At 42.4% G+C, this 12,928-nt stretch carries 15 protein-coding genes; 5 read left to right on the plus strand and 10 right to left on the minus strand.

What is annotated here, in order from left to right; genetic code table 11:
* Positions 1-136: 136 nt before the first annotated feature.
* The gene (locus Q0064_RS00990) at positions 137-1,372 is read right to left on the minus strand and encodes an FtsX-like permease family protein (RefSeq protein WP_298142938.1); all 1,236 of its coding nucleotides are present in this window, start codon (positions 1,370-1,372) and stop codon (positions 137-139) included.
* On the opposite strand from Q0064_RS00990, the gene Q0064_RS00995 reads away from it, so the two are divergent.
* Complete coding sequence (locus tag Q0064_RS00995) at positions 1,360-2,706, plus strand: DUF1343 domain-containing protein (protein WP_298142941.1); 1,347 nt, start codon at positions 1,360-1,362, stop codon at positions 2,704-2,706. The genes Q0064_RS00990 and Q0064_RS00995 overlap by 13 nt on opposite strands.
* Positions 2,707-2,996: 290 nt before the next feature.
* The gene (locus Q0064_RS01000; RefSeq protein ID WP_094486009.1) at positions 2,997-3,227 is read left to right on the plus strand and encodes a hypothetical protein; all 231 of its coding nucleotides are present in this window, start codon (positions 2,997-2,999) and stop codon (positions 3,225-3,227) included.
* A gap of 3 nt (positions 3,228-3,230) precedes the next feature.
* Here Q0064_RS01000 and Q0064_RS01005 read toward each other — a convergent pair whose 3' ends face one another.
* Positions 3,231-3,758, minus strand: coding sequence for a YkgJ family cysteine cluster protein (locus Q0064_RS01005; protein ID WP_298142948.1), 528 nt, complete (start codon positions 3,756-3,758; stop codon positions 3,231-3,233).
* A 3-nt stretch (positions 3,759-3,761) separates the two neighbouring features.
* Here Q0064_RS01005 and Q0064_RS01010 point away from each other — a divergent pair, with 3 nt between their 5' ends.
* The 3 genes from Q0064_RS01010 to xseB are packed head-to-tail and all read left to right on the plus strand — an operon-like array spanning position 3,762 to position 6,047.
* Positions 3,762-4,469 carry a class I SAM-dependent methyltransferase gene (locus tag Q0064_RS01010; RefSeq protein ID WP_298142951.1) on the plus strand — a complete coding sequence of 236 codons (708 nt, stop codon included), beginning with the start codon at positions 3,762-3,764 and terminating at the stop codon, positions 4,467-4,469.
* The gene (gene xseA, locus Q0064_RS01015; RefSeq protein ID WP_298142953.1) at positions 4,469-5,863 is read left to right on the plus strand and encodes an exodeoxyribonuclease VII large subunit; all 1,395 of its coding nucleotides are present in this window, start codon (positions 4,469-4,471) and stop codon (positions 5,861-5,863) included. Before Q0064_RS01010 ends, xseA begins: the two co-directional genes overlap by 1 nt.
* Positions 5,844-6,047 (plus strand): exodeoxyribonuclease VII small subunit, encoded by a 204-nt coding sequence (gene xseB, locus Q0064_RS01020; protein ID WP_298142956.1) that lies wholly within the window; start codon positions 5,844-5,846, stop codon positions 6,045-6,047. The genes xseA and xseB overlap by 20 nt, the downstream gene beginning before the upstream one ends.
* A gap of 191 nt (positions 6,048-6,238) precedes the next feature.
* On the opposite strand, the gene Q0064_RS01025 is transcribed toward xseB, so the two are convergent.
* The 8 genes from Q0064_RS01025 to Q0064_RS01060 form a co-directional block, all read right to left on the minus strand.
* Positions 6,239-6,874, minus strand: coding sequence for a 7-carboxy-7-deazaguanine synthase QueE (locus Q0064_RS01025; RefSeq protein WP_298142958.1), 636 nt, complete (start codon positions 6,872-6,874; stop codon positions 6,239-6,241).
* A 132-nt stretch (positions 6,875-7,006) separates the two neighbouring features.
* On the minus strand, positions 7,007-8,710 hold the full coding sequence (locus tag Q0064_RS01030) for a tetratricopeptide repeat protein (RefSeq protein ID WP_298142960.1): 1,704 nt from the start codon (positions 8,708-8,710) through the stop codon (positions 7,007-7,009).
* Between the two features lie 6 nt (positions 8,711-8,716).
* Positions 8,717-9,628, minus strand: a complete 912-nt coding sequence (locus Q0064_RS01035) for a substrate-binding domain-containing protein (RefSeq protein WP_298142963.1) — start codon at positions 9,626-9,628, stop codon at positions 8,717-8,719.
* A 4-nt stretch (positions 9,629-9,632) separates the two neighbouring features.
* Positions 9,633-9,863: a hypothetical protein gene (locus tag Q0064_RS01040; RefSeq protein ID WP_298142967.1), complete on the minus strand. Its 231-nt coding sequence runs from the start codon at positions 9,861-9,863 to the stop codon at positions 9,633-9,635.
* Positions 9,863-10,654 carry an energy transducer TonB gene (locus Q0064_RS01045; RefSeq protein ID WP_298142970.1) on the minus strand — a complete coding sequence of 264 codons (792 nt, stop codon included), beginning with the start codon at positions 10,652-10,654 and terminating at the stop codon, positions 9,863-9,865. Before Q0064_RS01045 ends, Q0064_RS01040 begins: the two co-directional genes overlap by 1 nt.
* Before the next feature lie 29 nt (positions 10,655-10,683).
* Positions 10,684-11,220, minus strand: coding sequence for a biopolymer transporter ExbD (locus Q0064_RS01050; protein ID WP_298142973.1), 537 nt, complete (start codon positions 11,218-11,220; stop codon positions 10,684-10,686).
* Between the two features lie 12 nt (positions 11,221-11,232).
* Positions 11,233-11,850 carry a biopolymer transporter ExbD gene (locus Q0064_RS01055; protein ID WP_298142975.1) on the minus strand — a complete coding sequence of 206 codons (618 nt, stop codon included), beginning with the start codon at positions 11,848-11,850 and terminating at the stop codon, positions 11,233-11,235.
* A gap of 31 nt (positions 11,851-11,881) precedes the next feature.
* Positions 11,882-12,721, minus strand: a complete 840-nt coding sequence (locus Q0064_RS01060) for a MotA/TolQ/ExbB proton channel family protein (RefSeq protein WP_298142977.1) — start codon at positions 12,719-12,721, stop codon at positions 11,882-11,884.
* Between the last annotated feature and the right edge of the window lie 207 nt (positions 12,722-12,928).

A 12,928-nucleotide genomic window follows, 5' to 3' on the forward strand; every position in this document is an offset into this window, starting at 1 on the left:
CGGCGACCTCAGAAGCCCCGCCGCAGCGATGCCGAACGGTTTGAAACAAACGCGCTTGAAGTGAAAGGCCCGGCCCGAAGCCTCTCCATTATTTCCACTAAACTGGCGAGGGGCTGCCCTAAAAAAAGAAGAAAAACTAGGAATAAGTAATGGCCTTAACCGGTGAAATCTTGGTAATTAAATAAGACGGAACCACTAAAACCAACAAACAAACGCCAATTGTAAGCAGATTAACCAGTAAAATAAGCGGTACATTTAAAAAGACCGGCGCCACTTTAACGTAGTAACTGTCGGGATTTAACTCCACAAGTCCAAAATAATATTGCAAACCAACCGCCAATAAACCAAGAGCATTGCCAATGAGCAAACCGCGACCAATCAAGAAAAAGGCTTGGTAAATAAAAACTTTTCGAATAAACCAATTGCCCGCACCTAAAGCTTTTAGCATGCCCACTAATTTCGTTTTTTCTAAAATGAGCACCAATAAAGCTACACTCATATTAATGCTACACACGACAACCATAAAGCCAATAATCAGCATAATATTAAAGTCGAATAAAGCCATCCATTCGAATAAAAAACTGTGGCTCTTTAAAATCGTAACCGCATTGAGTGTCGACGGAATTTCCTCGTACACCGATTCGCCTATTTCCTTTAAACGATCAAAGTCGGAAACAAACAACTCAAAATTGCCTACTTGATCGGCACTCCATTTATTCATGCGCTGAATGTGCTTCAAATCGCCAATGACATACGATTGATCAAAATCTTTGAATCCGCTATTGTAAATTCCTACGACATTGAAGCTGCGCCGAAATGGTTGTGTAGCTGCCGAATCGCGCATGAAAAAAGTCACAAACTTTGAACCCACTTTTAATCCCAATCGGTTTGCGAGATATTCCGACAACAAAACTTCGTTGCTCATTGCACTGATGTACTTCGGCAACCTACCGGCAACAAGGTACTCATCAAAATTATCCCACTTAAAATCAGCACCAACGCCTTTAAACACAATGCCCTCGAAAGCTTTCGGTGTACGTATTATTCCCGCTTTGGTAGCTACACCCTGAATATGCGTGACTTCGGGTATGGCAGTGAACTTTGGATAAAACGTTTGCTTGGTAGATATCGGATTTACCGACACCTTACTCTCGTTCTCATCAAAATTTGAAATCGAGATATGCCCATTAAACGCCGCAATTTTCTCTCTGATTTTACGTTGCAAACCAATGCCGCTGGCAATCGAAACTACCATCATCAGCATGCTAATCGCAATTGCTGAAATTGCAATTTTAATTATAGGACCAGATATACTATTTTTACGCCCTTTTGATTTGACGAGTCTAGATGCGATAAACAATGGCGTATTCACTAGAAGCACTATTTAAATTCGCGATAAAATTAGCCAAAACTGCCTTGAACACGAGATCGATTTTCCCGAAAGTACACAAAAACGCCAAGACTCTAGCTTCGGCCCTGCTATTGCTGATGCTAAACTATTCATGCACAACCGCAAAAACTACCCTTGCAGCAAAACCGCTGCACGTAAATACTGTTGTTAAAGAACCCGAAATCATTGAAAGTATCGTTACGCAGGAACCTCCAACCGAAATATTTGGTGTAGGTGCACTCAATTTCAATGGCTACAGCAAACTACTCGAAGGCAAGCGCGTGGGCGTACTCACCAACCAATCGGCTGTGGTGGAAGGCAAAAACTTGGTTGATTTCCTCATTGAAAAAAACGTAAATCTCACGAAAATTTACGCGCCCGAACACGGTTTTAGAGGTACAGCCGACAACGGCGAACTCATCTCCGACGGCAAAGACTCCAAAACAAATCTACCGATCATCTCGCTGTACGGCGACAAAAAGAAACCTACTCCGGAGCAACTCGATGGCATCGACATTATGGTTTTCGATCTGCAAGACGTTGGCGTGCGCTTTTACACGTACATCAGTAGCTTGCACTATTTAATGGAAGCCTGTGCCGAAAAAGGCATCGCCGTAGTGGTTCTTGACCGTCCGAATCCGAACGGGAAGATTGTCGACGGACCCATACTCGAGCCCGAAAAAAAATCGTTTGTAGGCATGCATCCGGTGCCGGTTTTGCACGGAATGACCATCGGCGAATACGCCCGCATGATCAACGGCGAAGGCTGGTTGGCAAACGGAAAGAAATGCATGCTGTATGTAATTGCGTGTTCGGGTTACCTGCGCGACATGCCGTATTCGTTGCCGGTTCGCCCCTCGCCTAACCTACCTAACGATTTGTCTATCAACTTATATGCTTCGCTTTGCTTGTTCGAAGGCACCAATGTAAGCGTGGGTCGCGGTACCAACAAGCAGTTTCAAATTTTTGGCTCGCCGTACCTCACAAATTACACGTTTTGCTTCACGCCCGAGCCGAATTTGGGAAGTAAAAATCCGCCGTACAATGGAAAAGATTGTTATGGTGAAGATTTAACCGAACATCCGTTTATCGATCGTTTGGAGCTGAAATGGCTCATTCAGGCCTACAAAGACACGCCCGACAAATCGAAATTCTTTACGTCGTATTTCGAGCGTCTGGCCGGAACTGCCAAATTGCAGCAACAAATCGAGAGCGGCATGTCGGCGTCCGAAATTCGCGCGACCTGGGAAAGCGGCTTAATCGAATTCAAGAATCAGCGCCAGAAATACCTCATTTATCAATCGGCTTCGCTGTAGTTTTTTTTGGGCACATCCTGCCGCATGAAAACTCATCGAAGCGCATGCGGCAGGTCGGGCTGTACACTGCAATAAAACCGCTTGGGCGCTGTTTCAGCCAACGCATTCGGTCGGCTTCCGCTGGTCGCCACCCAAATTCGGGCTTCAATAGCGCCTAATCGGTTTTATTTTCGTTGCCATCCCTTGTGCGAAATCGTGCACAGAGAACGTTCCGTGTTAAAGTATCACTAATCTAATAGGATGCCTAAAAACGAATGAGTAATTTGCTAACATATCAAACCGTTACAGCTATGAAAAAAGCAGATTTCCTACTCAATCTTATGGATAAACTCCATGCGTTTGTCGACCAAATTAATTACTACATTGAAATTGGTCTCACGTATTTCGAAATCGCTAAATCGTGGGTACAACAAATATTGGCGTATTTGCAAACCGCTATCGACAAACTAGTCGATTTCATTGGTGGCCGACAAGCAACCGAAGATTACTTGCAATTCCACGAAGAGGATTTGTTTGTATAAAACTTACAGCGGTAACTTTTGTTTTAATGCCTCGACGATACGCAACGTGGCCGGACAAACCAAGGTATTTTGTGCCGTGAGTTCGGTAATTTGATGAAACTTCGGCCGATCGGTATGCGGATATTCGCGACACGCTTTCGGGCGGTGTTCGTAAATGGTACAATAATTTTCGGCATCCAAAAACACGCAAGGCACTTGTTGCAAAACCAAATCGCCATCTTCATCGGTGCGTAAATACTGTTGCTCAAATGCAGCTGGTTTCAAACGAAGTACTTTTGCAATCCGCTCCACATCCGATTTGGTAAAAAGCGGCCCGGTTGTTTTACAACAATTGGCGCAGGTCAAGCAATCGGTGCGTTTAAATTCGGCATCGTGCAATTGCTGCATCACCGAATCTAATTTTGCCGGTGCTTTCTTTTTTAACTTTGAAAGATATTTTTTATTTTCACTAAATCTTTCGCGGGCCGTTTTTTCGAATGACTCCAAGGTTAATTTTTGCGCTAATTTAAGACGGCGCCAGCAAATTCTCATCCATTGACAGATTTATTTGGTTCAGCTTTGTCGGATTTCTTTTTCCACAAAAAGAAATTTCCTTTGTACGCGTCGACATCTATTTCGGCTGCCGATCGCATTTCTATGAAATATTTGCTGCGCGATAGCTTGCAAATGCCCGCATTAGAACGCGATGCTTTGGCACGATGCTGCGGACGCATACTCGACTTAGGCTGTGGCGGCGGTTCGCATAGCTTGTATTTACAAGAAAAAGGCGAAAACGTTGTGGCTTGCGACCGGTCCGAGCACATGATTCGAATAGCAACAGCACGAGGCGTACTGCAAACACATTTGGGTACAATAACCGACTTTCCCGACTCTAGTTTTGATACGGTTTTAATACTGATGAACGGCAGCGGTTTGGCCGGAACCTTAGACAATTTGTCTCTTTTCTTACAGCAAATTGCCCAAAAACTAACGCCTGGCGGCCAAATTTTGCTCGACAGTAGCGACTTAGCCTACATGTTTGCAGACGAAGAGGATGCGGAATCGATATTAAACGGAGAGTCTTACTACGGAGAACTCGACTATCATTTGAGTTACCGCGGAAATCGGGAATCGTTTAAATGGCTGTACGTTGATTTTGAAACCTTACGCGAAAAAGCCGAATCGGTTGGGCTACTTGCCGAACGCGTTTTTGAAGGAAAACACCACGATTATTTGGCAAAAATTAATTGGGCTATTTGCTGATGGAAACAGCTGCAAAAACATATACACTCACCGATTTGGGCAACAGCCTAAAATCGGTCATTGAAAAAAAATATACCGGACGCTATTGGGTGGTAGCAGAAATAAACAAACTCAATTATTACCCGCATTCCGGACATGCGTATCCAGAATTAGTAGAAAAGAAAGACGGAAAAGTCGTCGCGCAGTTTCGCGGGCAAATGTGGAAAAGCGATTTTGACACAGCCAACAGTACGTTTCTAGAATTACTAAACGAACCCATTCGAGACGGCATTAAAGTACTTATGCTGGTAAAAGTTGTTTTCGACGGCATGTACGGTTTGAGTTTGCAAATCAAAGCAATCGATCCGAAATACAGTTTAGGCGATTTAGAAGCAGAGAAAAACCTGACACTTGCCAAACTTAAAAAGGAAGGTATTTATGAATCGAACAAAAGAAAAACACTGCCTTTGGTGCCGAAACGATTAGCTATAATTTCGGTAGAAAGTTCGAAAGGATACGCCGATTTTCTGCAAATTTTAGCGAAATCGAGCGAAAAATATTATTTTGATTTACGCTTGTTCCCATCGATTTTACAAGGCGAGCAGGCGGTAACGGGCATACAGCAGCAATTGCGAGAGATTGCAAAAACGCCACAGGAGTTCGATGCGGTGGCCATTATTCGCGGTGGTGGCGGCGATGTAGGTTTAAGTTGTTACAACAATTACGAACTTTCGCGGGCGGTAGCTACTTTTCCGCTGCCTGTTTTAACCGGAATTGGACATGCGACTAACTTAACCGTAACCGAACTGGTTGCACATACCAACGCCATTACGCCCACTAAACTTGCCGAGTTACTATTACAGCAGTACAGGCGTTTTGATGACGAGATTGCACGAGCTAAAGAGAAAATTCGCGTGTTAACGGAAAAAATCGTGCGCGAAAACAAACAAAAAATCGATGCGAACCAAAGATCACTAGTTGCGGCAACGAAACTGTTTACTGCACGGTTGTTGGTGCATTTGCAACGGCAGTCGGAAACCTTTAAAGCCAATACTGGAAAACAGCTTCAACGCAGTTCGTTGGCGCTGCGCGAACAGCAGTACCGCATTACTCTCTCGACCGAAAGAATGGTGGGAAACCATCGCGGGAAGTTGACTCAATTTGCTGGGCAAGTTGCCGAGAAATCGGTTCGAAAACTCGAAATGCAGCAGCAGGAGTTAACGCATTTGGAGCGAACAGTTGCAGTTTTGCATCCGCGGTCGGTGTTGCAACGCGGTTTTGCTTTGATTCGTGGAAACGGAAAAATAATTACGTCGGCTAAGAAGTTGAAATCCGGTCAGGAATTGGAAATCGAACTTTATGACGGCACAGTACAAACGAAATTGATTGAAAAAAATGAAAACGAAGCAAGTTGAAATTACCTATACGGAAGCATTCGAAGAGTTAAATCGCTTGGTTTTGGAGATGGAACGCGGGGAAATTGCCGTTGACGTGCTGTCGGAAAAAGTGGCGCGCGCCGGCTTATTGATAAAAATCTGCAAGGCGAAGTTAACCGAAACGGAGGCATCGGTATCGGCATTGCTCAAGGAATTGGAGTAAGGAAACGATTTGTGGGTAACGATTGCCGCGGCCGCGATTGCAACGGATAGCGCGCAAAGTGCGAAAACCAGCAGTTTACAAAAATGCGGGGCGACCTAAGAAGCCATCGCAATTTTGATGAAATGCGGTTTGAGCACTGCGTACTTGTAGTGTAAAGCGCGAAATGCCGCCCAACAAATTAGAAATGTACGTTAAGGGATATTCAGGAATTTGTGCGTTTGCAAAGAGATGCGCCATTTGGGATTTTGCATCACGTAATCGACGATTTGCGGTGTCATTTCATCGCGTTTACTCCACTCGGGCTGCAAGAAGAGTATCGCATTTGGATTGGTTTTTGCGGCCTGTTCTTCGGCAAATTTGAAATCGTTTTTATTGTAAACGATAACTTTTAATTCGTTTGCTTTTTGATACACCTCATTAACGGGCAGTTTTGTTTTCTTGGGCGAGAGGCAAATCCAGTCCCAGTTTCCAGTAAGTGCATAGGCGCCGCTGGTTTCAATGTGAATTTGCATGCCGGCGTTTTTGAGTGCATGGGTAAGCGGATTCATGTCCCACATTAGCGGCTCACCTCCCGTAACGACAATGGTTTTAGAGAATCGAGCGGCTTCGCCCACGATATTTTCTACGGAAGTGGGCGGATGTAAATCGGCGTTCCAACTTTCCTTAACGTCGCACCAATGGCAACCCACATCGCAACCACCGACACGGATGAAATACGCGGGAGTTCCGGTGTGATAGCCTTCGCCTTGGACGGTATAAAACGCCTCCATAAGCGGTAATTGCAAACCGAGATTCACTTGTTCTTGTATTTCAGAAGGTAGTGCCATAGTTGTAAAAAAGCCTGCAAATATAGGTCAATTCTTTGGTTTTAATCCTTTGAACGAGCGTATTTATGAGAAACTTCGATCCATAAAAAAAGCCGATCGTTGCGACCGGCTTTTCAGTGAAAATCGTTCAGACTATTTCAGCAATTTAATGGTATTGAGTGCTGTTTCGTCGGCTGGATCGAGTGCGAGTACTTTTTCGAAGTATTCTTTAGCTTTCACTTTATCGGTTTTAGCGTAAACAATACCGATGTTGTTGTATGCCTCGATAAATTTCTTTTTGTTTGATTCTTTGGCTACTTCTGCAGCTCCTTTAGCGGTAACTACTTTTACGTACTCTTCGTAGTTTTTAACCATTTCGGCTTCGGCAGCTGGATCGTTCGGGATCAAAGAATTAACGCGTGCTTTGTAGATGTAAGCATCTTGTGTATTTGGACTTTCGGCAATTACGTTTGCGAAAGCGGTATCGGCTTTTTTAAGCGCTGGAATATCCATTTGACCTTCTTCTTTATTAGCGTTCGAGAAGTACAAAGCATATCCTAGGTAGAAATTGTCGTACAAGAAGTTACGCGATTTTGGGTTGGTTGTTGCAATTTCATAGATCGCAGCTGCTTCTCTATACAATTTAAGATCGAAGAATTTCTTACCAAAATCGTTCAGTTCGTTTGCCATTGCTGGGTCCATTTCCACACCTTTGCGGATATCGGCGATACCGGCATTAAAGAGCGGTTCTTCGATGGTGTGGGTATCTTTACCATCTGCACCTGGCGTAGTTTTTAAGGATTTTTGCGTTTTAGCCAAACCTAAGTACAGGTAATCGCGACCAATAATTTTGGCTTTATCTTTCGAGAAAAAGTCGTTTAATGCGGTTATAGCAGCATCTACATTTCCGTTTTGGTAAGCAGAGTAACCCAAGTAGCGCAATATTCTTGGATTTACTTTATCGAGTTTTTGCATTGCAGATGCTTCAGCTTCGAGGCCTTTGTAATCTTTGGTAAGTACTAGGAAGTCGGCATGACGCATTCTTGAATCCAAGGAATAGTCGGTCATACTCATATACTTCTCGTAGTATTCGATCGCTTTCTTGTTGTATTCCGCGTACTTTGGTTTATCGTTTAGCGCCCACACGTAGTAGGTTTCGGCAAGTTCGCGGTAAGCTGGCCCGTAATTTGGGTTAGCTGCGAGAATGTTGTCGAAATCGGCTTTTGCTTCATTGAATGCGCGAGAACCTTTCTTAAGCACACCTAACTGCAATTTGGCACGAAGGAGCGTTGGATCGGTATCAGCGGCATTTCTGTAAGCAGAAAACGCTTCGTTTACGTTTTTATCTCCAAGCAGTGCGTCGCCTAGTGCTAATTGTACTTGCGGATTTGTTGGAGCGATTTCTTTGGCTTTGTTCAGGTACTCCAAGGCTTTTTTGTAATCCGGATTGGTTGAATGGGTGTACGCTTTTCCGATGTACATCAACTCTTCGTAATCTTTTTTACGGGCAACTTCAAGTGCTTTGTTAAAGTTAGCAAGCGCACCAGATGTGTTGCTGTTGTCGAGGTCGACTTGACCTAAACCGATGTAGTTAAAATTTGGGTTTGTTTTAACTGTGATACCTGTTTTGAATGTCGCTACGGCAGAGTCCTGAATTTTTTGCATCAGGTACACGTTTCCTAAAATTAGGTATGCTTTACCCTGATCTGGCTTAGCGGCAATAGCGGCTTTAAGCATCTTTTTAGCTTTTTCGAACTGTTCAGCTTCGATGGCTTTTTTAGCTTGTTCGATATCTTGTGCAAAGGCACCGCTAGCTAGAGCGATTAATCCGATGCTAAATAATCTCATCTTGTTCATACCTAATTAATTTGAATTTTTGATAATTTTCTTTCTCGTTGCAATTATTCTTGGAGGAATCGTTACTGGCACCAAACCTGATTTCAGAACGATTCGCTGACCGATGTCTCCTGCGATAAATGAGGCAAAACCCATACCTAAACCCGGGCGACCTTGATAATTTAACAGATAGAGCGTTCTCGAAAACGGATATAAACCCTCGGCGATATTGGCCTGATTGGGTTTAAAATAGTTTTTAAGATTATCTGTTTTTTTAACACTTTTTACCGCCATGGCTCGAAGTTTCGGCAAAATTTGCTCAAACTCGAAAGATGGCGAAAGTACGCGATTTAAGGGTAATACACCAATAGCATTCTCATTTTTTAGGAGATAATTAGCGACATCCATTTCTGTATCAAAACCTGAAACGTTTGGTGATTCCAGTTTGGAGATGTTTGCTTTGCGTTTGATGTTTTCCAAAAGACTTAAATCGCCATTGCAAAAAACCAAACGCTTATCAGTTTGTGTTTGCGACTTTACAAGATTGTATACTTCTTCTTCCTTTAGGAGTGTATCTGCAACCGTTCTTGCTTGGAAGAAGACTAAGGCATCGAATGCAAAAAAAGTGATTTTTCCGTTGATGTTTTTCTTCTTGAATGCCTGCTCTTCGGCAGCTGTTAGTCGGCGTGGCAGAAATGCGATTCGATTTTTATCGGCCGACATGTTAGCGCTGATTTGCGATTCGGTTGCGGGAATTAGCGTAATATTAGCTTGATATTGGCTTTCAAAAACTTGTTCTTGTTCTTCAACAATAGGCAACATAGAATTTTCTACCAAAATACTAGCCTTACCAGTAAGGATGGTGTCTGTTGTTGGTTCTTTAGAATTACCACAAGCAATTGTCAGTGCAAGGATTGCGATATAGAAAAATGACTTCATGGTGTTACTTATATTGTTGAAACAATCTGATGAATCTGAAAAAGGCGTAGATGATAAGCACCGAACCTAGTAGGATTCGGTAATTATCGGAAATGTTAAACGGAATCGATTTCAGGAAGATGATCATGAGTCCTAAAACGAGATAGGCTGCGAAAAACAAAACACCTATAAATAACAGAAATCGCTGATGTAGCGATTTCTGTGGTTTACCATTTGAATTTTTAAGTGCGTTCACTATTCTGGCGCCTGTATTGTAATTGGTTGTGAATATAGTACACGAACGTTTTTACCATTTTGGACACCTGGTTTCCATTTCGGAGAATTTTTGATTACGCGCATGGCTTCATTTTTTGTCCCGCTACCAATGTCACGAAGTACTTTGATGTCGGTTAACGATCCGTCTTTTTCAACAACGAACTGCACGATAATTTTTCCGCCATTTTCAAGATCTTCCGGTACGCGGAAGTTCTTTCTGATGTACTCCATGAATTTTGCTGGTCCACCTGGAAATTCCGGTTTTACCTCCACGGCATTATATACGGTATTATCTTCAACCACTTTAGAATCGGCTGGGCCGTCTCCACTTGGTTCTTCGATAACGATACGTCCGTCGTCTTGACCTTTAACGTCTTTTGCACCAACGTTCTTGTCTTTAAGTTCTTCAATAGTTTTAATTTCTTCAACTACTTCTTCCTTCTTAACGACTTTAGGTTTAACGAATTTCACCTCATCGATTTTCGGAGCAGGTGGTGGCGGTGGCGGTGGTGGAACCAAAGGTTTATCTGGCGGCGGTGGAGCAAGTTTAGCCATGTCGACCATAGTTACTTTCTCTTCTTCCTCCTCATCTTTTCCGTCGGGTAACCAACCGGGAAGTCCAACTGCAACCATAAAACCTACGCCACCGATAAGTAGCGCAAGCATCGTTACTTTTGGATTCTTTTTGCGCAATTCGTATGCTCCGTATTCTTTGTTTCGACCTTCAAAAACTAGGTCGAGCCATTTCTGTCTATAGATATCTAATTTCATAACTACTTCAATTTTGCCTGTAAGACAGATTATTTAAATAGAGCGGATTCTTCTTTGGTGATATCGACAATTGCATAAGTTGGTACTTTACAAATTGCCATTTCATCAAGGATATCGACTAAATTCTTGTAGGTAGATTTCTTATCCGCTTTGATTAATACGATCAATCCTTTTTTAGGATCACCCATAAATTGCGGCACGGAAACCATCTTCTCAAGAATTTGTTTGCGAATACCTTCTTTACCGTAAGTGAAATCTTTTACAGCTTCGATAGGCTCATCTAACTGCCCCATGTAGCTTTTTAATTTTCCATCCGGACCGATCACGATGTTCATGGTACGCTCTTGCGCAATTTTAATTTCCTCTTGATTCTTATCATCCTTATCAGGCATACCTAAATCCATCGATTGAGGTTTTGATAAAGAGGTTGTAAGCATGAAGAAGGTGATCAACAAGAACGCTAAATCCACCATCGCGGTTAAGTCAACCTTCGAGTTTTGTTTCTTACTGCGAACTTTCTTTTTGCCTTTGCCGCCGTCGTCGCCGCCGGTATTTAATTCAGCCATTTTAGTTTCTTATTAAAAGTTATCGCTTCTCAAGCCAGTTACCAAGTTAAACTTGTTCACTTCTTGCTTTTGTAGAATATCCATCACTTCTTTGATTTGTGGATATTGTTCTTTCGCATCGCCTTTGATAGCGAAGTTTAGTTGCTTCTGATTTACTTCTGCATTTGCGTTACGCGCAGCACGAACCCAATCAGCCAACTGGTTATCTAGAGAATCGTGCGGAATACCTTTTTGCAAACCTTTTTGGTTGCGCTCCGATGAAGTCAGGTTAATCAAGACTTTCAACTGGTTGGCAGGAACTCCGAACTCTTCCATCAAACTGAAGCGTTTTTTCTCTTCTTCAGTAAAAGACAGTCTATACTTTTCCGCGATCGCTTCTAAGGTTTTAATTCGAACGTCTGGCGCTTTCACACCAAAGAACACCTTACCACTATCACCAATTGTGATGATAGCCAGATCTGTATCAGGCAATTTTACTTGAACCGTTGAGTTTGGTGTTTCCACCGGTAGCGGTTCGGGTTGTTTTGCCGTTGCGGTTAAGATAAAGAATGTCAGCAATAAAAACGCAACGTCGCACATCGCAGTCATGTCGATTGCCGTTACCTTTTTTGACATTTTAACTTTAGCCATTTTTTATCTTTTTGAGATTATATTATAAAAATTAACCTCTTAAGCTTCCTTTAAATCTTCTGTAAGTTGCTACGATTGTAGAACCTGCTTCGTCAATTGAATACGTTAATGTATCGATTTTAGATGTGAAGAAGTTGTAAGTGATGATTGCAAGAGCAGATGTAGAGATACCTGTTGCTGTGTTGATAAGTGCTTCAGAGATACCGTTTGCAAGAGCTGCTTGGTCTGGAGTACCTGAAGTTGCTAACGCACCAAACGCCGTGATCATACCCATTACCGTTCCAAGAAGACCCGCAAGCGTACCTAACGATACCAAAGTCGACAAGATAGTTAGGTTTTTCTCCAACATTGGCATTTCCAATGAAGTAGCTTCTTCGATTTCTTTCTGAATGGTCTCAGTAGCTGCTTCGCTGTCGAAACCTTCTTTCTTCACCTCGTTGTATTTGATAAGAGCTGCTTTAATTGCATTAGCTACAGAACCTTTCTGCTTGTCGCAATCTGCAATAGCACCATCAATGTTTCCAGAGCTGATGTTTGTTTGAACCGACTTCATAAACTTATCTAAGTTTCCTGTACCAGCTGCCTTAGAAATCACGAAGAAACGCTCGATAGAGAACACAAGTACCATCAACAATAATCCCATCAAAACCGGTACAATTTTACCTCCTTTGTATACCATTGCTAGGTAGTTTCCTGGTAGCGGGTGCCCTTCTGGGTCGCCTCCTTCAAAGTTATCTGGATTACCCATGATAAACTTCCAAATAATTGTACCAATTACAATACAGGCTACAATTACAATTGCGGAAAAGAGGTTTCCACCGTTTGATCCTGATTCTTTCTTCGCTGCACCAGCGTTTGTTGCATTTGCCATCTTAAAATAATTTAGTTTTTAATTTTTGTACTTATGTAACTATTGAGTAAAAAGGTTAATTTTTCAATATATGAAAGCGACAAATTTATATTTTTAGCTTAGATAAAAAAACAAAAATGCATTTTTTTAAACAGCAAAAATTATCAAAGTTTGACGACAGGAACCAAAACTTTTTCGGATTTTAACCGATATTTTTGCATTTATGGC

Origin of the sequence: Flavobacterium sp. (genome assembly GCF_027490375.1) — a bacterium.
Taxonomy (GTDB): Bacteria; Bacteroidota; Bacteroidia; order Flavobacteriales; family Flavobacteriaceae; genus Flavobacterium.